At 56.6% G+C, this 20,175-nt stretch carries 20 protein-coding genes; 10 read left to right on the top strand and 10 right to left on the bottom strand.

Annotated elements, in window-relative coordinates; translation table 11 throughout:
* Positions 1-30: 30 nt before the first annotated feature.
* Entirely contained in the window at positions 31-705 is a 675-nt protein-coding gene (locus tag IM271_RS00210; RefSeq protein WP_041910029.1) for a DUF3313 domain-containing protein, read from the bottom strand.
* Positions 706-839: 134 nt separating this feature from the next.
* Positions 840-2,435: an ABC transporter substrate-binding protein gene (locus IM271_RS00205; RefSeq protein ID WP_193052036.1), complete on the bottom strand. Its 1,596-nt coding sequence runs from the start codon at positions 2,433-2,435 to the stop codon at positions 840-842.
* 111 nt (positions 2,436-2,546) lie between these two features.
* Between IM271_RS00205 and pepT the strand changes: the two genes are divergently transcribed.
* Positions 2,547-3,776 carry a peptidase T gene (gene pepT / locus IM271_RS00200; RefSeq protein WP_193051942.1) on the top strand — a complete coding sequence of 410 codons (1,230 nt, stop codon included), beginning with the start codon at positions 2,547-2,549 and terminating at the stop codon, positions 3,774-3,776.
* Here pepT and tehB read toward each other — a convergent pair.
* Positions 3,773-4,366 carry a tellurite resistance methyltransferase TehB gene (gene tehB, locus IM271_RS00195; RefSeq protein ID WP_028013116.1) on the bottom strand — a complete coding sequence of 198 codons (594 nt, stop codon included), beginning with the start codon at positions 4,364-4,366 and terminating at the stop codon, positions 3,773-3,775. The genes pepT and tehB overlap by 4 nt on opposite strands.
* On the bottom strand, positions 4,366-5,367 hold the full coding sequence (tehA, locus tag IM271_RS00190; RefSeq protein ID WP_193051941.1) for a dicarboxylate transporter/tellurite-resistance protein TehA: 1,002 nt from the start codon (positions 5,365-5,367) through the stop codon (positions 4,366-4,368). Before tehA ends, tehB begins: the two co-directional genes overlap by 1 nt.
* 122 nt (positions 5,368-5,489) lie before the next feature.
* On the opposite strand from tehA, the gene ydcK reads away from it, so the two are divergent.
* On the top strand, positions 5,490-6,470 hold the full coding sequence (ydcK, locus tag IM271_RS00185) for a YdcK family protein (protein WP_193051940.1): 981 nt from the start codon (positions 5,490-5,492) through the stop codon (positions 6,468-6,470).
* On the opposite strand, the gene rimL is transcribed toward ydcK, so the two are convergent.
* The 4 genes from rimL to IM271_RS00165 form a co-directional block, all read right to left on the bottom strand.
* A complete protein-coding gene (gene rimL / locus IM271_RS00180; RefSeq protein WP_193051939.1) occupies positions 6,465-7,013 on the bottom strand; it encodes a 50S ribosomal protein L7/L12-serine acetyltransferase in 549 nt (182 codons plus the stop codon). The genes ydcK and rimL overlap by 6 nt on opposite strands.
* Positions 7,014-7,057: 44 nt before the next feature.
* Positions 7,058-8,713: a glucan biosynthesis protein D gene (locus IM271_RS00175; RefSeq protein WP_045260490.1), complete on the bottom strand. Its 1,656-nt coding sequence runs from the start codon at positions 8,711-8,713 to the stop codon at positions 7,058-7,060.
* Between the two features lie 242 nt (positions 8,714-8,955).
* On the bottom strand, positions 8,956-9,729 hold the full coding sequence (locus IM271_RS00170) for a transporter substrate-binding domain-containing protein (RefSeq protein ID WP_025756391.1): 774 nt from the start codon (positions 9,727-9,729) through the stop codon (positions 8,956-8,958).
* 22 nt (positions 9,730-9,751) lie between these two features.
* Entirely contained in the window at positions 9,752-10,921 is a 1,170-nt protein-coding gene (locus IM271_RS00165; RefSeq protein WP_063438032.1) for a pyridoxal phosphate-dependent aminotransferase, read from the bottom strand.
* 114 nt (positions 10,922-11,035) lie between these two features.
* On the opposite strand from IM271_RS00165, the gene IM271_RS00160 reads away from it, so the two are divergent.
* Positions 11,036-11,878: a LysR family transcriptional regulator gene (locus IM271_RS00160; protein WP_193051938.1), complete on the top strand. Its 843-nt coding sequence runs from the start codon at positions 11,036-11,038 to the stop codon at positions 11,876-11,878.
* Here the strand turns inward: IM271_RS00160 and IM271_RS00155 are convergent.
* Together IM271_RS00155 and IM271_RS00150 are read right to left on the bottom strand one after the other, a co-directional pair.
* Entirely contained in the window at positions 11,865-13,370 is a 1,506-nt protein-coding gene (locus IM271_RS00155) for a carboxylesterase/lipase family protein (RefSeq protein WP_193051937.1), read from the bottom strand. The two genes, IM271_RS00160 and IM271_RS00155, sit on opposite strands and share 14 nt — an antisense overlap.
* A gap of 43 nt (positions 13,371-13,413) precedes the next feature.
* Entirely contained in the window at positions 13,414-14,757 is a 1,344-nt protein-coding gene (locus IM271_RS00150; protein ID WP_193051936.1) for a VOC family protein, read from the bottom strand.
* Between the two features lie 506 nt (positions 14,758-15,263).
* Here IM271_RS00150 and IM271_RS00145 point away from each other — a divergent pair.
* The 7 genes from IM271_RS00145 (at position 15,264) to cydB (ending at position 20,168) form a co-directional block, all read left to right on the top strand.
* On the top strand, positions 15,264-15,449 hold the full coding sequence (locus IM271_RS00145) for a general stress protein (RefSeq protein ID WP_004150795.1): 186 nt from the start codon (positions 15,264-15,266) through the stop codon (positions 15,447-15,449).
* 94 nt (positions 15,450-15,543) lie between these two features.
* Positions 15,544-16,038, top strand: coding sequence for a ferritin-like domain-containing protein (locus IM271_RS00140; protein ID WP_023337266.1), 495 nt, complete (start codon positions 15,544-15,546; stop codon positions 16,036-16,038).
* 23 nt (positions 16,039-16,061) lie between these two features.
* The gene (locus IM271_RS00135; protein ID WP_008502273.1) at positions 16,062-16,265 is read left to right on the top strand and encodes a hypothetical protein; all 204 of its coding nucleotides are present in this window, start codon (positions 16,062-16,064) and stop codon (positions 16,263-16,265) included.
* A 25-nt stretch (positions 16,266-16,290) separates the two neighbouring features.
* Positions 16,291-16,797, top strand: coding sequence for a ferritin-like domain-containing protein (locus tag IM271_RS00130; protein ID WP_028013107.1), 507 nt, complete (start codon positions 16,291-16,293; stop codon positions 16,795-16,797).
* Between the two features lie 17 nt (positions 16,798-16,814).
* Complete coding sequence (locus tag IM271_RS00125) at positions 16,815-17,687, top strand: manganese catalase family protein (RefSeq protein ID WP_028013106.1); 873 nt, start codon at positions 16,815-16,817, stop codon at positions 17,685-17,687.
* A 67-nt stretch (positions 17,688-17,754) separates the two neighbouring features.
* The gene (locus IM271_RS00120) at positions 17,755-19,158 is read left to right on the top strand and encodes a cytochrome ubiquinol oxidase subunit I (protein WP_193051935.1); all 1,404 of its coding nucleotides are present in this window, start codon (positions 17,755-17,757) and stop codon (positions 19,156-19,158) included.
* The gene (gene cydB / locus IM271_RS00115; RefSeq protein ID WP_028013104.1) at positions 19,158-20,168 is read left to right on the top strand and encodes a cytochrome d ubiquinol oxidase subunit II; all 1,011 of its coding nucleotides are present in this window, start codon (positions 19,158-19,160) and stop codon (positions 20,166-20,168) included. Before IM271_RS00120 ends, cydB begins: the two co-directional genes overlap by 1 nt.
* Positions 20,169-20,175: the final 7 nt, after the last annotated feature.

The raw sequence follows: 20,175 nt of genomic DNA, 5'->3' as shown, positions 1-20,175 counted from the left end.
AACGGCCTGCGCAATGCAGGCCGCTTAACGTTATTTCGCTGTTTTATGCACGTCAAACATGGTGGCGTCCGTCGCCATGTCGTCAACAACCTGCTTCAGCGTCGCAAAGGTCATCGGCGTACTTTCGTTATTCAGCTCTTTGCCTTCACCTTTACGAACCACCTTCATCACCGGTTTGTTGGTGGCCGCGTCGATCAGCTCGCCTTCAAAGTAGAGATGGGTATCCATGGTGCGATGGCCGGTTGCCATCTGCGTACCTGCTACCACCAGCGCGACCGGCACCACTTCATAGAACTGCAGACCTTCCTTCTGCGAACTCACCCCGGTGATAGCACCGCGGAAAATCAGGCTGTGTTTACCCGGCGTGGTCACAATCGGCTTACGGGTACCAATAGCCGTTTTCATTTTGTTATTGGTGTAATCCAGCAGCTCATCAAGCGTTCTTTTACCAATCTGAGTGGTTGGTTTTGGCGCTGGATAATAGGTAATTGGCGTCCAGATAATGCTGTCATAGTTGGCTTCGTTATAGGAAGGGTCAACCCAACGCAGCGTTGGTTTACCCGTTGCAGACGTCGTCTGCTGCAAGCCGGAATAATCTTTTAAAAAGCCTGAATATTGTTCTGGAGCCGCGACTTTTGAAGAACAGCCCGCCACTGCCAATAAACCAGTAAGCACTGCAACTTTAAAAAAAGTTTGAGTACGCATGATAGTTTTCCATGTAATCTGCAAGTATGCATTTGAAGTTATAGCAAAAGTTCGGTGGGTTTGTTGTGACAAAAAATGACGTGGGGAGCACAAATTGCGAAAAGAGTGCCCGGCAGCGTACCGGGCAGAGAAAATTACTGATTAATATCCACCTGCCAGAACAAATGTTTGCCAAACGGATCGATTTCGTAACCTGTCACCTCTTTGCGCACCGGTTCGAAGATCGTTGAATGCGCAATCATGACCGCCGGCATCTGGTCATGCATGATCTGCTGCGCTTCTTTATACAGCGCTACGCGCTTGTCGCGATCGGTGGTTGATTTTGCTTCCGCGATAATTTTATCAAACGGCTTATAGCACCACTTCGCCGAATTCGAACCGCCGTTGGCCGAGGTGCAGGTAAACAGCGGGCCAAAGAAGTTGTCCGGATCGCCGGTGGCCGTCGTCCAGCCCATCAGCGCGGCCTGATGCTCTCCGCCCTTGACGCGTTTCAGGTACTCGCCCCATTCGTAGGTGACAATTTTGGTCTGCACGCCGATTTTCGCCCAGTCCGCCTGAATCATCTCCGCCATGCGTTTCGCATTCGGGTTATAGGGCCGCTGGACCGGCATCGCCCATAAATCAATGCTGACGCCGCTGGCAAAACCGGCCTCTTTCAGCAGCGCTTTCGCCTTCTCAGGATCGTAGTCGTAATCCTTAAGTTCGCTGTCGGCACTCCAGACGCCCGGCGGCAGCAGATTCTTCGCCACCGTTCCGGTACCGTGGAACACCGCGTCAATAATGGCCGGTTTGTTGATGGCCATCGCCAGCGCCTGACGGACCTTCACGTTATCCAGCGGCGGCTTCTGCGTGTTGAACGCCAGGAAGCCGGTATTCAGCCCCGCCTTGCTCATCAGGGTGATATCTTTGTTGGCCTTCATGCGCGGCAGATCGGCCGGGTTCGGGAACGGCATGACCTGACACTCGTTCTTTTCAATTTTGGCAAAACGTACGGAGGCATCCGGGGTAATGCTGAACACCAGCCTGTCCAGCTTTGATTTCCCCTGCCAGTAGTCGGCAAACGCCGTAAACAGAATGCGGGAATCCTTCTGATACTGCGCCAGCTTAAACGGCCCGGTGCCAATGGGCTGCATATCCACCTTCTCCGGCGTGCCCGCTTTCAACATTGCATCGGCATACTCCGCGGAGAGGATCGAGGCAAAATACCATGCCAGATCCGCAACAAACGGCGCTTCAGGGTGCGCCAGGGTAAAGCGCACCGTGTGGTCATCGACTTTATCAATAGCAGTAATCAGGCTGCCAAACTCCAGGCTTTCGAAGTTGGAATAGCTGCCGTTTGAGACGTTGTGATAGGGATGGTTCACGTCCTTCTGGCGCATAAACGAGAAGATCACGTCATCGGCGTTTAAATCGCGGGTCGGCGTGAAGAATTTATTGCTCTGAAACTTCACCCCTTTACGCAGATGGAAGGTATAAACCTTGCCGTCGTCGCTCACCTCCCAGCGCTCTGCCAGGCTCGGCACCAGCTCCGTGGTACCGGGTTTGAAATCGACCAGCCGGTTGTAGACCGGCACTGCGCTGGCATCCACGCTGGTGCCCGAGGTGTATAACTGGGGATTAAAGTTTTCCGGTGACCCTTCGGAGCAATACACCAGCGTTTTCGCGGCTACGGTGGAACTGACCGTGAGCGCAGCGAGTGCCAGCGTTAACGTTGTGCGTTTGCTTGTCATCATTTATTCCTGTCTTTTTAATTCGACGGCTAATTAATTCTTTTGCCATTTCATAAATAACATTAAAGTGAAGTGGCAAACACCCGAAAAATAAATAAGGAAGAAAACACTATGGGCTCGCCGCTATCCAGACAATTAACGCACCGTTTTTTCCGCTATCTTGCGATTACCAGCCAGAGCGATCCGAAAGTGAAAACTCTGCCCTCGACGCCGGGCCAGCACGACATGGCGCGAGAGCTGGCGCAGGAGCTGGCGCAGCTGGGGTTAGACGACATCGTGATTGACGAATTCGCGACCGTGACGGCAGTGAAAAAAGGCAACGTGCCCCGCGCGCCGCGCATCGGCTTTATTACCCACATTGATACCGTTGACGTCGGTTTATCACCGAATATTCATCCGCAAATATTAACGTTTAATGGTGAAGATCTCTGTCTGAATAAGGAAAAAGACATCTGGCTGCACGTGAACGAGCACCCGGAAATTCTGGCTTATCCCAATGAGGAGATTATTTTCAGCGACGGTACCAGCGTATTGGGCGCAGACAATAAAGCGGCGGTGACGGTGGTAATGACCGTACTGGAAAACCTCACCGCTGAGCATCAGCATGGCGACATTGTGGTCGCGTTTGTGCCCGACGAAGAGATTGGCCTGAACGGGGCCAAGGCGCTGGATCTGAAACGCTTCGACGTGGACTTTGCCTGGACCATCGACTGCTGCGAGCTGGGAGAAATTGTTTACGAGAATTTTAACGCGGCAGCGGCAGAGATCCACTTCACCGGCGTGACGGCGCACCCGATGTCCGCCAAAGGGGTACTGGTGAATCCGTTATTGATGGCGACCGACTTCATCAGCCATTTCGACCGCCAGCAAACCCCGGAGTGCACCGAGGGCCGCGAGGGCTATATCTGGTTTAACGGCATTCAGGCCGGACAGAACGACGCCGTGCTAAAGGCTAATATTCGCGATTTTGATAAAACCAGCTTTGACGCCCGCAAGCAGCAGATTGCGGACGTCGCCGCGCTGATTGCCGCCCAACACCCGACGGCGAAGGTCGACTATCGCATTGAAGATACCTACAGCAACATCAGCAATGCGATTGGTGAAGACCGGCGCGCCATCGACCTGATGTTTGAGGCGATGGAATCGCTCGGCATCACCCCAAAACCGATCCCTATGCGCGGCGGCACGGACGGTGCGGCGCTGTCGGCAAAAGGGCTACTCACCCCGAACTTCTTCACCGGCGCGCATAATTTCCACTCGAAGTTTGAGTTCCTGCCGCTGTCGTCGTTCGAGGCGTCTTACAAGACTGCCCTGCAGATCTGCCTGCTGGCCGCCCGTTAAGCGGGCTTGCGCGCCAGCATGGTGGCAAAGCGCAGCTTGATGCGGTTGCCGTTTTCATCGGTGCGGTGCAGTTCGCCAACCTCTTCGTTGTATTTGAGCAGCTCCCAGCCTTCGTAGTAGCTGCTCAGCTCACCGCTTTTGAACGCAAACGGGAAGCCCACGGTGCACGGGTAATCCGCCGTGTCCATCGCGGCAACGATCAGGTTGTAGCCGCCGGGTTTGGTGCAGCGCTGCATGTTGGCGATAAGGCCCGGAATGGTTTTCGCCTCCAGGAACATCAGCACCACGGTGGAGAGAATAAAGTCGTACTCGCCGTCAAAGCTCAGGCTGTTAAGATCTTTGACGGCAGTGTGCAGATTCTCAATCCCTTCTGCCGCCTTGATGCGCTCAATGTTATCAACGCTCATCGGGTTTTTATCCCAGGCGGTCACCTCGTGGCCGTTGGCCGCCAGGTAAAGGCTGTTGCGGCCATTTCCGCAGCCCAGATCCAATGTCTTGCCGGGCTTTACGATCCCCGCGCTGTACAGCACCTCTGAATGCGTACGGGTTAAGCCATATTTCTCTGTGAAGTAATTTTCATCGACAGCCATTATTTTTCCTCAGATTGCATAAGCAGTGCCTTATCAGTGCGCACCAGAAGTTTGCCCTGAATCAGCAGAATAAACGTACGGACCAACAGCATCCCAATGATGAGATTGGTAAAGATAAACAGCGGCACGGCAATGGCGTGGAAGAATCCAGACGAACTGCCGTGACCCAGATGCAGCCCGGTGGTAGCCAGAGCCGACACGCCAAACGAGAAACTCCAGAAGGAGGCGTTAAACGGCTGAGACACATACCACGGCAGCAGGCGCAGCATAAAGAGCAACTGCAACAGGCCGTAGCCGAACAGCATTTTGGCGAAGGTGTCGGCTTCCGCACCGTTGACGCTAAACCAGGCGCTGCACGCCACCAGCGCGGGCGCCAGCTGAATGCCTAAAGCGGTGCGCTGCGCGGTGGGAAGCTCCCCGGCGCTGCGAAGACGCTGGAGGATCACCGGCTCCAGGCTGAGCCAGGAAAAGACGCCCGCGCCGAGAAAAACGAGCCCTGCATCGTTGAACCCCAGAGCACCGCACGCCATCGCGCTGATGAAATTATTCGCCACCGTCGGCAGATACAATCCGGGCGTGGTGGCCTCCTGCGGGTGCCTGCCTCGCCAGAGCCCGGCGCTTTGCCAGGCGGAGTAAGCAAGCTGTAACACCACGCCCACGCCGAACAGCGCCAGCGATACCGGGCGGAACCAGGGCACAAAACCGATGGCGACCAGCATGGTGGTGGCCGGAAAAAGGCTGACGAAGCTGCTCATTACCGGGTGGCGCATCTCTGCCAGCACGCTGTGCGGGAAACGGATCGCACGGGTAATAAACGCCGTCGTCAGTAAAAACCAGCAGGCAACTGCGAGAGCAACCAGAATCTCACCCGGCCAGCGCGTCACCGGCCACAGGGTGCTGGCGTATCGCCAGGCGAAACCCATGCCGATGATGCCCAGCACCATGCCAAAATAGCCGGCGGGAAGGTTAAGCGCCTGTTCAGGTTTATTTAATTTATCCATTAATTTGATTTTTTAAAATGTATTTTAAATGCCATTTTAAGGGGTTTCAGCAACGGATGCCAGCACAACGGAAAGCCAAAAGTTTGCTACGTTTAGTGAAGACGCATATCAGGGACCCCACGATGAATAAGTATCGGCTCAGCGATGAAACCCGGCTCTGGCAATGGAAAAATGGCGAAACATCCCACTCAACGACGCTGCGGCAGATTATCGCTTCGGTGGACTTTAACGATGTGAAGGCCGGCACGAAAGGCGGCTGGATTGACGATGAGCGCGCCCTTGCGCAGGACGGAGACTGCTGGCTCTACGATGAAAACAGCGTGGTATTCGCTGGCGCAACCGTGTCCGGCAACGCGCGCCTGACCCTGCCGTGCACCGTCAGCCATGACGCGCATATCGGCGATAACTGCTGGCTTGACGCCGCAGAGGTCAGCCACGGGGCGCGAATAAGTGACAACGTCACTATTCAGCACTCCTGTGTGCGGGGTGAGTGCCATCTCTACGGCGATGCGCGCGTGCTGCACAACAGCGTCATCATTGCCGCTAAAGGACTCACGCCGGACCACGACCAGATCCTGCAAATCTACGGCAAGGCGACGGTAAGCCGATCGCGCATTGTGCATCAGGCACAAATATACGGCGAGGCGATGGTGAATAACGCGTTTGTTGAGCACCGCGCCGAGGTGTTCGACTGCGCGATCCTCGAAGGTAACGAACTCAACAACGTCTGGGTGTGCGACTGCGCCAAAGTGTACGGCAACGCCCGCGTGATAGCCGGTTTCGACGATGACGCCATCCCTACCGTGCGCTACAGCTCTCAGATTGCCGAGAACGCCGTGGTGGAAGGAAACTGCATCATCAAGCACCACGTCCTGATCGGCGGTCAGGCATGGCTGCGCGGCGGGCCGATCATGCTGGATGATAAAGTGGTGATTCAGGGACGCGCGCGGATCAGCGGCGACGTGCTGATTGAGCATCGGGTAGAAATCACCGACGATGCGGTGATAGAGGCCTTTGCTGGTGAGAGCATTCACCTGCGCGGTGAAAAGGTGATCAACGGCGACCAGCGCATCACCCGCACGCCGCTGCTGGGGGCGCTATAGTGTATAAATTTTGCCGTAGATGTTCACATCGTCATAGGCGCCATTGAGGTATTCCGCTTCCCGCAGGCACCCTTCCAGCGTGAAACCGTTGCGCAGGGCCACGCTGTTGCTGTGCTGATTCGCCACCCGACACTTGATCACAAATCGGCGGATCTCACCGCGCTCAGCGTAGTAGCGCATAAACGCCTGCAGCGACTGCGAGAGGATCCCCTGCCCCTGATGTGCTTCATCCAGCCAGTAGCCGATGTACGCGGCTTTGTTGGCAGGCTCAATCGCATTAAACGACAGTACGCCGACCAGCGCATCCTCCCTGAAGATCAAAAACATTTTGGCGTAGCCGCGCTGGTGCAGCATCTGGTTACTCTGCACGTTGCGTCGGGTGTCATCTTCAGTCCCCACGTGCTGCGCCCAGTCAAAGGCGTTTTGCAGAAAGGCTCTGTTTTTAACGACAAGGTTATGCAGTTCGGCGGTGTAACGCTCTTCGACGGCGCGAAGCTCGAGCGCGTCAGATACGGGAATAGTTTCGGATTGTGTTGCGGTCATTGCCCCTCACCCTAACCCTCTCCCGTGGGAGAGGGAATCGATCGTTAACGCATTACCCGGTCATCAACGTAATGACGTTTATCCGGCGCTGGCGGGAAATACTGATACAGCCAGGTTTCGCTGATGGCATCGCCCTGGCAGCGCAGGAACAGGCGCATATCCACCGGCTCCGTCGAATCCGACGTTGGGTACCAGTCAAACAGAATGCGATACCCGTCAAACGGCTCAACGTAAAGGATCTCAACCTGCTTCGCTTCACCGCTGGAGAGCGTAATCACCGGCTCGATGCCCTTCGGCGCGGCGGCCTTCAGGTCACCGCCGACGAAATCAATCGCAAAGCGACGGGCCCACACTTTCGGATAGTGTTCGCCCGGCGCCCAGCCCTCCGGGAAGCCGCCCATGCCGGTGCGGGTCGCGTAAACGTTGGCCAGCGGGGAACGCACCGGCGGCTGCGCGCTCCAGTAGAGACGATATTTAAAGTCCAGCTCGTCGCCCGCTTTCACCGGTTTTTCCGGCTGCCAGAAGCAGACCACGTTATCCAGCGTTTCACCGGTGGTTGGGATCTCCATCAGCGCGATAGATCCTTTCCCCCAGTCATTGCGCGGCTCAACCCACAGGCTCGGGCGCTTGTTATACCAGCCCATCACGTCCTGATAGTGGGAGAAATCGCGATCGAGCTGCAGCAGGCCGAACCCTTTCGGGTTTTTGTCCAGATAGGCATTAAACTGCAGCTTCTGCGGGTTATTGAGCGGACGGCAGATCCACTCCCCGTTGCCGCGCCACATTGCCAGGCGGTCGGAGTCGTGGATTTGCGGGTGAATGGTGTCGCACATGCGGCGTTCGTTGTTGCCGCAGCTGAACATGCTGGTCATCGGCGCGATGCCCAGCTGCTTAATGTCCTTACGCGCGTAGAGATGGTTTTCCACCTCCATGATCACCTGGCTCTTCTCGCAGTGGATCACGAATTTATAGGCACCGGTGACGCTCGGGCTGTCCAGCAGCGTATAGACGGTAAAGGTGGTATCGCCAGGCTTGACGGTTTCAAACCAGAAGGAGGTGAAGTCCGGGAACTCTTCCGGGGTGTCGGTAAAGGTATCTACCGCCAGACCGCGCGCGGAAAGCCCGTACTGGTAGGTATCGTCCACCGCGCGGAAATAGCTCGCCCCGAGGAAAGAGACAATATCGCGGCGCGCCAGCTCAGGCGCTTTAAAGGCGCGGAAGCCCGCAAAGCCGAGATCGCTTTGCCCTTCCAGCTGTTTGGTATCGACGCCCGTGTCACCGTAGCTGAACAGCTCAGGGCGGAAATGGATCTCGCGCGCCATAGAGGTAGACTGGTCCAGCGAGAACATCCGCACGCGGCGGCGGAACCCCATTCCCATATGGAAGAACTGCACGTCCAGCTGACGCCCTTCAATGTTGTTCCACAGAGACTGTTTTTCATCGTAGCGGATGGCGTTATACGCCTGCGGCGTCATGGTCGCCAGCGTCTCCGGCAGCGGACGCGGCGCGCCACCCCACGGGGTTTTCGCCAGGTCATGCGCCATGGATTGCAGTACGGAGAAGTCAAACCGACGGCTCTGACCGTCAGCGATGTCAGAGTCAGCCGCATATGCCGCTTTGGAAAACAGGGAAGCAAGGCCGGAGGTGCCGCTCAGGGCTGCCACAGCCAGCGAGCCTTTTAGAAAACGTCTGCGATTCATGCCTGGAAAAACGTCCTTATGGTCGTGTGAATGTGTTTCGCGCTCGGCGAAATGACGGCAAGAAAGAACGCACAGCCTAAACAAAAATGGTTAAGAATCCAATTGTTGGCCGGTGATTATCTGAACAAAGTGAGAAATATTTTCTGTCGACCAGAACGGCCCGAAAGTGGTGTAAAGAAAGCCTGGAAAATGTGTAGAAAAATGCCCCGTCAGGACATCAGCTGACGGGGCCAATGAGGCGGTTATTTTACGCTGACATCGATACCCGGGAAGTACTTATCAGCGAGTTTGGCGATCGTGCCGTCGGCACGTACTTTATCAATGGCGGCATCAAGCTGCTTTTTGGTGGCCTCGTCACCTTTGCGCAACCCAAAGCCGATCCCACTGCCGAGGATAGTGTCGTCAGACACCGGTTTGCCGATGAAGCCAAACCCTTTTCCCTGCGGCTTGCTGAGGAAACCCGCCTGCCCGGCCGCGGACATGACCAGCGAGGCGTCAATGCGGCCATTCAGCAGGTCACCCCAGGCCATATTCTGATCTTTATACGACACCACGGTGACACCCTGCTTTTCCCAGTGCTCTTTGGCATAGGTTTCCTGAATCGACCCCTGCAGCACGCCGATGGTTTTCCCCTTCAGCCCTTCAGGCGTTGCTTCGACCGCCGTACCGGCCTTGCCCACCAGCTGAGACGGAATGCGGTAGATCGGCTGGGTAAAATCGATGCTCTTGCGGCGCTGTTCGGTGATATTCATCGCCGAATTGATGGCGTCAAACTTCTTCGCCACCAGCCCCGGGATCAGCGCGTCAAACGAGGTTTCGACCCAGCTGCACTTCAGCGCTGCCGCTTTGCAGATGGCATTTCCCAGCTCAACGTCAAACCCTTCCAGTTCGCCTGCCGCATTACGGCTTTCAAACGGCGGATATTCCGCTTCCAGACCGTAGCGCAGCTCGGTGGCCGCGAAGGAGGAAAAGGTACACAGCAATCCCATGCCGACTACTAACGCGCGTAATTTCATTTCAAACTCCTCAGAGCCTATCTCAGCGTGGTTTAACCCGACACAGGGCTTGAGCACCTGCCCGTAACGTCGCCTCATCTTTCGCAAAAGAGAGACGAATCAATTTATTATCCGTGCCGTCGGCATAAAACGCCGACAGCGGAATGGTGGCAACACCGTACTCAACAATCAGCCGCTTCACCAGCTCGCTGTCGCGCTCGTCGCTAAACTGGCTGTAGTCCGCCAGCATAAAGAACGACCCGGCGCTCGGCAGCAGGGTAAACGGCGAATCGGCCAGCAGGCCGTGCAGCAGATCGCGCTTACGCTGGTAAAACGCCGACAGCGACAGCCAGGTTTGCGGATCGGTCATGTGTTCTGCAAACGCGTATTGCATTGGCGTATCGGCAGAGAACATCAAAAATTGATGGACTTTACATATCTCGTCCATCAGCTCTGCTGGCGCCACACAATAACCCACGCGCCAGCCGGTGACGTGATAGGTTTTTCCGAAAGAAGAAATAATCACGCTACGCTCCGCCAGCTGCGGGTGCGTGGCCATCCCGTGGTGCGGTTCCCCATCAAACACGACGTGTTCATACACTTCGTCAGACAAAATAATGATGTCGGTATTGCGCGTTAGCGCCGCCAGCTGCTGCAGGTCATTAGCGGAGAAGACCTGGCCGCTCGGGTTGTGCGGCGTATTGATGATGATCATGCGCGTGCGCGGGGTGATTGCCGCACGGACCTCATCCCAGTTGACGGCAAAATCCGGCACCGTGAGCTTGATGGCGACAGGCGTTGCCCCCTGCAGACGAACAATCGGCGCGTAGCTGTCAAACGACGGCTCAAAGTAGATCACCTCATCGCCAGGGTGCACCAGCCCGCTTATCGCCGAATAGAGCCCTTCGCTGGCGCTGGCGGTGACCAGCACCTCGCTGGCAGGGTTATACTGCGTGCCGTAGAGCGCGGCAATCTTATCGGCGATGCGTTCTTTGAGCGGCTGCAGGCCGGTCATCGACGCATACTGGTTATGCCCTGCCTCCATCGCGCGGGTAACGCCGGCGATCAGCTTCGGGTCGCAGGAAAAATTCGGTGCCCCCTGAGAAAGGTTGATGGCGTTATGCTGGGCCGAAAGCTGGCCGATAACGGTAAAAATGGTGGTCCCCACGTCTGGCAGCTTGGAGCGCGTTTGCACCGGCGTTCGTAAAGTCATCCTCTTTCCCTTCTCATGGATATTGCATAACTATTCAAACAACAACTTCGTTGCCGGGACAATCGAATTGTTGTCATAATAGCCATGAGAAAAATGCATAGCTGAGGTGTTTCAATGTCACGCCGTTCGCTCCCGCTCAATGCCATCGACGCATTTTTAGTCACCGCGCGGCATCTGAATCTTACCCACGCCGCCGCGGAACTCTGCCTGACGCAGGGGGCCGTGAGCCGTAAGATTGCCTCCCTTGAAGCCTGGTTTGGCTTTCCGCTGTTTGAGCGCCACGCGCGCGGGTTGCGCCTCTCCCCGCAGGGCAGTGCCCTGCTTCCCGAACTGCAGTCCTCCTTCGAACAACTGCTGAGCGTTGCCGACCAGGCCCGCAGCCAGCACACGGTGATCCGCCTCAAGGCCCCCACCTGCGCGATGCGCTGGCTGGTGCCGCGCCTGCTGGAAGTGGAGCGCGAGCAGCCGGATCTGCAGATCGCGCTCACCACCACGACCGATCATAACGTCAATTTCAAAACCGAATCTTACGATGCCGCCATCGTCTTCGGCACGCACATGAGCGCAGGCGATCTGCTGTTCGAAGAGGCGCTGACGCCGGTGTTCAGCCCCGTGCGAGCGGGTGCCGCGCTGGGTTCGCTGACGTTTCTTCATCCGACAAGGGATAAGACAGACTGGTCACTGTGGCTGGCGAATCAGGAAGGTCCGGGCTTTGTTATGCACAAAAATCAACACTTCGATACGATGGATCTCGCCATTACCGCCGCCATTCAGGGGCTGGGCGTAGCCATTGCCGACGAAACGCTGGTGGCAGAAGATGTCCGCGCCGGAAGGCTAATGCGGCCCTATGAGACCAGCATTAAAACCGGCGCGAGCTACCGGCTGGTGCTGCGCGAAACGCCTTGTCAGGAGAATGGTCTGGCGGCGTTTCGCGCCTGTTTGCTTAATCGAGGCTGACGTGGTGCTTCATTACGCGCTTGAAGAGGCTCATGCGGGCGCGCATAAAGCGGTTTTCAAGCCTGAAACCTGCATGTTTATTCACACCAATACGTAACAGCACGTCCCGCCCTTTGCGGCAGGCGGGCCAGCGCGTCGGCCCGTGAAGGCTGTCATGCGTTCCGGCATCGCGCGCAAAGCTCACCCAGTAATCAGCTACCTGGGCGGCAAACGCCAGATCCCGTTCGTTAACGTACTGGCGCGAAGGCTCCACCTGCCCGAGGGTATCGAACGCGTACGGCACCTCATTGCCGTGCCAGGCACCGTTGATATAGGTGGCGTGTTCCGCTTCGGCCACATAGTCAAACCAGTAGCGCCAGCAAAGCCCGCCGACGCGCTGCTGGGCCTGCATCACCACGTAGCCCATAGTGGTGAAGGCCATGTCGCGGCACACCTGCCTGCCGAGCTCCTCGTCGCCCTTCACGCCCGGATAAAGCAGCTTGATGAGCCCCAGCCCGAAGCGGCGCTCCCGGCGAAGCTTCTGGATCTGCCCGGCGAGATCGACACCAAACACCGCCATCACGCTGGCTTCATCGCTGTTGGAGCCAATCATCACCGGCACGGGATGCTGGCGGGCGGCGAAAAAGACGTCCAGCATCGCCTCCGGCAGAACGCAATCCCCAACGATAGGGGCCGGGGCGACGTTCAGCGGCGAGGTCAGCGGCCAGAACGCCTCGGGCGGGATCGCGCGCAGCTGCTCTGCCGTCGCATTTTCCAGCCCGAAGTGGGCGGCCAGCGCTTCCCCTTTTTGCAGGGCCTGCGCGCGCGGCGTGTCCGGCAAGGTGTACCCGCTTTGCACTATCGCCTTATGGAATAGTCCTTCCGCCAGCGGCGAGGCCAGCAGCGACAGCACACTGCGCGCGCCGGCGGATTCACCAAACAGGGTCACGTTATTCGGGTCGCCACCAAACGCGGCAATATTATCCCGCACCCATTTGAGCGCGGTGATCTGGTCCAGCAGGGCAAAATTATGCACCACCCGCTCCTCTTCACCTTCCAGAGCGGGATGGGCGAAGAAGCCGAGATGGCCGAGACGGTAGTTAATCGTGACGACAACCACCCCGCGGGATGCCAGGGCTTTGCCGTTATACGGCGGCAGGCTTCCGGCGCCGATCGTAAACCCGCCGCCGTGCAGCCAGACCATGACCGGCAGCGGCCCGGTACGGTCGATAGGGGACCAGACGTTCAGATAGAGGCAGTCTTCAGAAAACTGGCCGGGATCGCCCCCGCCCAGCTCCTGACAATATTCACTGCTTTGCCAGCTTGAGGGCGAAAAGTCGGTAGCTGCACGCACGCCATCCCAGCGTTCCGGCGGCCGGGGTGAGCGCCAGCGCCAGTCGCCAACGGGCGGTGCGGCATAGGGAATACCGCGCCAGAGGTGAACGTTTTCATCGGTTAAACCAGACAGTGCGCCCTGGCGCGTTTCAACCACAGGGGCGGAAGGATTTTGCATAACGACCTTATTTTTTCCATCACACCCCTGAAGAGTAACGATTTCAGAGCAAACCGCAACGCTGTTTGCTGCGCGTTTCCGCCTCCTCGTAGAGCGTAAATTCGTCATACACCGGGCAGCCGAGTGCGGCTTCAAACGCATTGCGGCTGGCATTTCCGTGGCTGCGCGCCTGGGTTTCATTCCCGAGATTGGACTGGAAAATCCCCGCCGCGCTGACCGGAAGGAAATCTTCGTAAATTATCGGCTGGGCCACCACCCACCCGCGCTCGATCAGCGGCTGCGGGTCATCCCCCGGACGAAACGCGTGACGATGGGCCTCTCCCGCCGGGGTCAGGCGATAGCGAAAATACGCCAGCTCCTGACGGCGCAGGAACATTTCGCTGTCCGGGAAGGCGCTGAAAATCTCCCGCAAATGCAGCTGGTGCGTGAGGTTATCTTTTCCGGTTCCGGCCTGGGCCAGCAGGCGATCGTACAGTTCACGGCCTTTCCGGGTCAGAGCCACGCCGCGCTGTTCAATTTCACCGAAGCGCGCGGTGTGGGTGCCTTTATGTTCCCCGGCGAAAAGCACCGGCTCTTCGAGGGCTTTAAAGCTGGTCTGACGCAGCAGGATCGGCACTTCACGACGCGGCGGCCCTTCGATCAGAATTTTGGGCTCAATCCCGTACTTCGGCATCAGCTCCTGCACCCGGTCAATGTCCAGCGTGCGCGGCGTGAGGTGGTTGATATGGCAACCCGGGAAGCAGACCACGTCAGCTATCAGGCGGTGCTCGTTACTCAACGCCAGGTAGGTCTCCTGGTCGACCGTTGCATGACGGTGCCAGCGGAAGGTTTCTAACGCTTCCTGCACAAACTCGTGCGCCTGCGCTTCGGTAAAGTGCCCTTCCGACTCATAAAGGTCAATAAGTTCCAGACAGCGCGGCGTGAAGATGTTCCGCTGAGAGAGAATTTCTGCCGCCCGCTCGCGTAACGCCACGTTTTCAATCAGCTCAAGGCGCAGCAGTGAGGTAAAGATACGAAACGGATTGCGGCACAGCGCCGCATCGTCAACCGGACGAAACGCCGTTGAGTGGACCGGTACCCCCGCCTGAGAAAGATCGTAATAGCTGACCGGGAACATGCCCATGATCGCAAACATACGACGCAGGGTGGAAAGCTCTTGTGCCGTACCGACGCGGATCGCCCCGTGACGCTCCACGTTCAGGCGTGCCAGCTCGTCGGCGTTCGCCAGTTGTTCATGTAATAGTGGATTATTTTCCAGAACCGCCAGGTTTACGTCCGCGACCAGCTCAAGCAAGGTGCCGTACTGCGGAACTTCCTGCTGGTACATCGCCGACATAGCCTGCGAAAAATGTTCCCGAATATCATCAGCCGTGATGGTGTTCGCCATGATGTCATGCCTCCAGTGAATATTACCTGGAGTGTAGAGAAGGCCGTTCCTTCCGGGGGGAAGAATTTCTGATTTGTGATCTTAAGACGCCAGTGGTTAAACCGTGTGCTACCGACCCCTGTCAGCCACCTCGTCATCTTTTTCCAGGATTTTCCTTATGATTCGTAGCGGCTATTTTTTCTAGCCCTTAAGGGGTAATTTTCTCCTAATCACCGCTTGCAAATTATTCGTTTTTGCTAAGCCATTATTATTGGCCTCAACCTTCCGCTTTTTAAATGAAACTTAGGACTAATCCGATCATTTGTTTACAAGTCCTTCCCACACTTCCATATTTCCAAACCAAGCGAAGCGCAAACGCAGCAATAATTAAATATAACGCAACCGCTAATGGCGAAACGAATTTGACGTATGCCTCACAGCGACTAGAGTTATTACTCGAACGACGAGTGATACGGAATATTTTCGTATCGTACTGACATAACCAATATATGACTATGAGGTTTAATATGGCAGAGCATCGTGGTGGTTCCGGTAATTTCGCTGAAGACCGTGAAAAAGCATCAGAAGCTGGACGTAAAGGCGGCCAGCACAGCGGTGGTAATTTCAAAAACGATCCGCAACGCGCATCTGAAGCGGGTAAGAAAGGGGGACAGAACAGTCACGGCGGAGGCCGTAAATCTGATAACTCCTGATCTTATTTAGTACTCTTTTAATAAAACCTGAGAGCATGCTGCGGGCTGAAAAGCTCGCAGTACCCTTTCCTTATTTTACCGGAGCGTAATTATTATGAATATGAAAAGCGTTGAGGATGTATTTATTCATCTTCTGTCCGATACCTACAGCGCTGAAAAACAACTTACCCGAGCGTTAAGCAAACTCGCTCGCGCCGCCTCCAGCGAGAAGCTGAGCGCCGCCTTCACCGCGCACCTGGAGGAGACGCAGGGTCAGATTGAACGTATTGACCAGATCATCGAACAGGAAGACGGTATTAAGCTCAAGCGCATGAAGTGCGTGGCAATGGAAGGCTTAATTGAAGAAGCCAACGAAGTTATCGAAAGTACGGAAAAAAATGAAGTGCGTGATGCCGCGTTAATTGCCGCTGCGCAAAAAGTGGAGCATTACGAAATAGCCAGCTACGGTACCCTTGCAACCCTCGCAGAACAACTGGGCTACAAAAAAGCCGTTAAACTTCTTGCCGAAACGCTGGAAGAAGAGAAAGAGACCGACCTTAAACTCACCGACCTGGCCGTTGGAAATATTAACCAAAAAGCGCAGAAATGACGCGATAAGACAGGTTAAATAAAATGAGCATCAGTCCCAGGACAATTAAACGGTGCCATTTAGCGGCAGCAATAATATGGTTCATTCTCGCTATCCCTTCCGTAATATGGTGGAAAAATAGCGTACTATGGGTCATTATCATCAGCATTTACGCCAATATTGTCGGCCACTTATCTGGCTACAGTGCCGCACGTGCCGATCAGGCTGCTGAAAGTGAGACCAAATAAGCGAACCCCTAATGAGGATACAATGATGAATCACGTAGAACACTACCATGACTGGCTACGCGATGCCCATGCAATGGAAAAGCAAGCCGAATCTATGCTGGAGTCCATGGCCAGCCGTATTGATAATTATCCTGATGTTCGCGCCAGAATTGAGCAACATATTAATGAGACAAAACGGCAAATTACATTGCTGGAGGAAATCCTCGACCGTAATGATATTTCTCGTTCGGTCTTAAAAGACTCAATGAGCAAAATGGCGGCCCTGGGTCAATCCATCGGCGGTATGTTCCCGTCCGATGAGATCGTTAAGGGCTCGATCAGCGGCTATGTCTTCGAACAGTTTGAAATCGCCTGCTACACCTCCCTGCTCGCTGCAGCGAAAAAAGCGGGCGATACCGCCTCTGTTCCTGCCATTGAGACGATCCTCGCAGAAGAGCGCGAAATGGCCGACTGGCTGATTCGCCATATCCCGCAAACGACGGAACAGTTCCTGCTGCGTTCAGACGCAGACGGTGTCGAAGCGAAAAAATAATCCACAGGAGAGTGCCTATGTTTCGACACGTCAAACAGCTGCAATATACGGTTCGCGTCGCCGAACCCAACCCCGGTCTTGCTAACCTTTTACTGGAACAGTTTGGCGGGCCGCAGGGCGAACTGGCTGCCGCCTGCCGTTACTTCACTCAGGGCCTGAGCGATGACGATCCGGGCCGCAAGGATATGCTGATGGATATCGCCACCGAGGAGCTAAGCCACCTCGAAATCATCGGTACGCTGGTTGGTATGCTGAACAAAGGTGCCAAAGGCGCGCTGGCGGAAGGGGTGGAAAATGAGGCTGAACTGTATCGGTCCATGACCGAAAACGGTAACGACAGCCACATCACCTCCCTGCTCTACGGCGGCGGTACCCCGCTCACTAACTCGGCGGGCGTGCCCTGGACGGCAGCCTACGTCGATACCATCGGCGAGCCGACGGCGGATCTGCGCTCGAACGTGGCGGCAGAGGCCAGGGCGAAAATCATCTATGAACGGCTGATTAACGTCACTGACGATCCCGGAGTGAAGGACGCGCTGGCGTTTCTGATGACGCGTGAGGCGGCGCATCAGCTCTCCTTTGAGAAGGCGCTGCAGTCCATTCGTAATAATTTCCCGCCGGGAAAACTGCCGCCAATCGAGGAATTCACCAACAAGTACTACAATATGTCTGAAGGTGGAGAGGTTCGCGGAAGCTGGAACAGCGATAAGCACTTTGATTACGTTGAGTCCCCCCAGCCTGCGGTTGATGGCGGAGACGGTAGCGCCAGCGTGACGCTCACAGCTGAACAGGCAACCCTGGTTAAGGCGATGTCTGCCCGCACCAAGTCCGATCCCCATTCCGACCCGCTGACCGGCGCCGAGCTGGGTGCCGGAAAGAGTAAACCGTAATCGGTTTTGCCGGGCATCCTGACCTGCCCGGCAATTCTCGTGCCCCATCGCTTCAGAGGTACGGACCATGTTCGAACTTGATGCATTTTATCTGGCCAGAATTCAGTTCGCTTTTACCGTCTCGTTTCACATTCTTTTCCCGGCGATCACCATCGGTCTTGCCAGCTATCTGGTCGTGCTTGAAGGCATGTGGCTGCGCACCAAAAACGACGTCTGGCGCTCGCTGTACCACTTCTGGCTCAAGATATTTGCCGTTAACTTCGGGATGGGTGTCGTTTCCGGGCTGGTCATGGCGTATCAGTTCGGCACCAACTGGAGCGGGTTCTCCCAGTTCGCAGGCAGTATTACCGGTCCCCTGCTGACCTACGAGGTGTTAACCGCCTTCTTCCTGGAAGCCGGCTTTCTTGGCGTAATGATGTTCGGCTGGAACAAGGTCGGCCCTGGGCTGCACTTCTTTTCAACCTGCATGGTGGCGCTCGGCACGCTGATGTCGACCTTCTGGATCCTCGCCTCCAACAGCTGGATGCACACCCCGCAGGGTTTTACTATCGAGAACGGGCAGGTCATTCCGCAGGACTGGCTGGCGATTATCTTTAACCCCTCCTTCCCTTACCGCCTGATTCATATGGCCATCGCCGCCTTTCTGAGCAGCGCGCTGTTTGTCGGCGCGTCGGGCGCATGGCACCTGCTGCGCGGCAATGATACCCCTGCCATACGCACCATGTTCTCCATGGCGATGTGGATGGCGCTGCTGGTTGCCCCCATTCAGGCCGTTGTGGGCGATATGCACGGCCTGAACACGCTTGAGCATCAGCCAGCCAAAATTGCCGCCATAGAGGGGCACTGGGAAAATCCGCCCGGCGAAGCCACGCCGTTGCTGCTGTTTGGCCTGCCCGATATGGACGAGGAGCGCACCAAATACGGTCTTGAAATCCCCGCGCTCGGCAGCCTGATCCTGACGCACAGCCTCGATAAGCAGGTCCCGGCGCTGAAGGACTTCCCGAAAGAGGATCGCCCAAACTCGACCATCGTCTTCTGGTCGTTTCGCATCATGGTCGGAATGGGCCTGCTGATGATTACCCTCGGTCTGGTCAGCCTCTGGCTACGCTATCGCCACCGGCTCTACCACTCGCGTCCGTTTCAGTGGTTTGCCCTCTGCATGGGGCCCGCGGGTCTGGTGGCGCTGCTCGCCGGTTGGGTGACCACCGAAGTGGGCCGCCAGCCGTGGGTGGTTTACGGTTATCTGCGCACGATTGACGCGGTCTCCCTGCACAGCACCCTGCAGATGAGCATCAGCCTGCTGGCGTTCTTCGTTGTCTACTCGTCGGTGTTTGGCGTGGGCTATGTGTACCTCATCCGGCTGATTAAGAAAGGCCCGCAGCCCGTCGATACGCTGACGTCAAACACGTCGGGCACCCCCGCCCGTCCACTGTCTGCCGCGGAGTCTGTTCCGGAACAGGAGAGAAACTGATGGGCGTCGATATCTCTGTTATCTGGTTTGCCATCATCGTCTTTGCCACGCTGATGTACATCATTATGGATGGCTTTGATTTGGGCATCGGCCTGCTGTTTAACTTCGTGGGCGATGCGAAAGAGCGCGATGTGATGGTCAACAGCGTAGCGCCCGTATGGGACGGCAACGAGACCTGGCTGGTGCTCGGCGGCGCGGGGCTGTTCGGCGCGTTCCCGCTGGCTTACGCGGTGATCATTGATGCGCTCACTATCCCCCTTACCGCGATGCTGATCGGTCTCATCTTTCGCGGCGTCGCCTTTGAGTTTCGTTTTAAAGCGACGCCTTCGCACCGCAAGTTCTGGGACTACTCCTTCGCCGGTGGCTCTCTGCTCGCCACCTTCAGCCAGGGGATCGTCGTGGGGGCGGTGATCAACGGCTTTGAGGTAGAGGGCAGACGCTTTGTGGGCTCGCCGCTTGACTGGCTGACGCCCTTTAACCTTTTCTGCGGTATCGGCCTGGTGGTCGCCTACACGCTGCTGGGCACCACCTGGCTTATCATGAAAAGTGAAGGCGCCCTGCAACGCCGCATGCGCGAGCTAACCCGCCACGTGCTGCTGGCCCTGATGGTGGTGATCGCGGTTGTCAGCGTCTGGACGCCGCTCGGCTGGCAGTACGTGGCCGACCGTTGGTTTACCCTGCCCAACTTCTTCTGGTTCCTGCCGGTTCCCCTGCTGGTAGGCCTGTTTAGCGTGTTGATCTGGCGGCTGACCCGCAACCCGGCCAGCCACTCGCGCCCCTTCCTGCTGACGCTGGGGCTGATCTTCCTCGGATTTAGCGGCCTGGGTATCAGCCTGTGGCCAAACATTATTCCGCCGCGCATCACCCTGTGGGAAGCCGCGGCGCCCCCCGCCAGCCAGCTGTTTATGCTGGTCGGGACCCTGCTGATAATTCCGGTGATTCTGGTGTACACCGCCTGGAGCTACTACGTCTTCCGGGGCAAAGTTTCGGATACTGAAGGCTATCACTGAGGAACGC

The sequence above is a fragment of the Enterobacter cloacae complex sp. I3 genome, from assembly GCF_014896175.1.
GTDB classification, from domain to species: domain Bacteria; phylum Pseudomonadota; class Gammaproteobacteria; order Enterobacterales; family Enterobacteriaceae; genus Enterobacter; species Enterobacter bugandensis.
The sequence above is the reverse complement of the archived record's forward strand: the minus strand, read 5'-3'. Positions and strand labels throughout refer to the sequence as shown.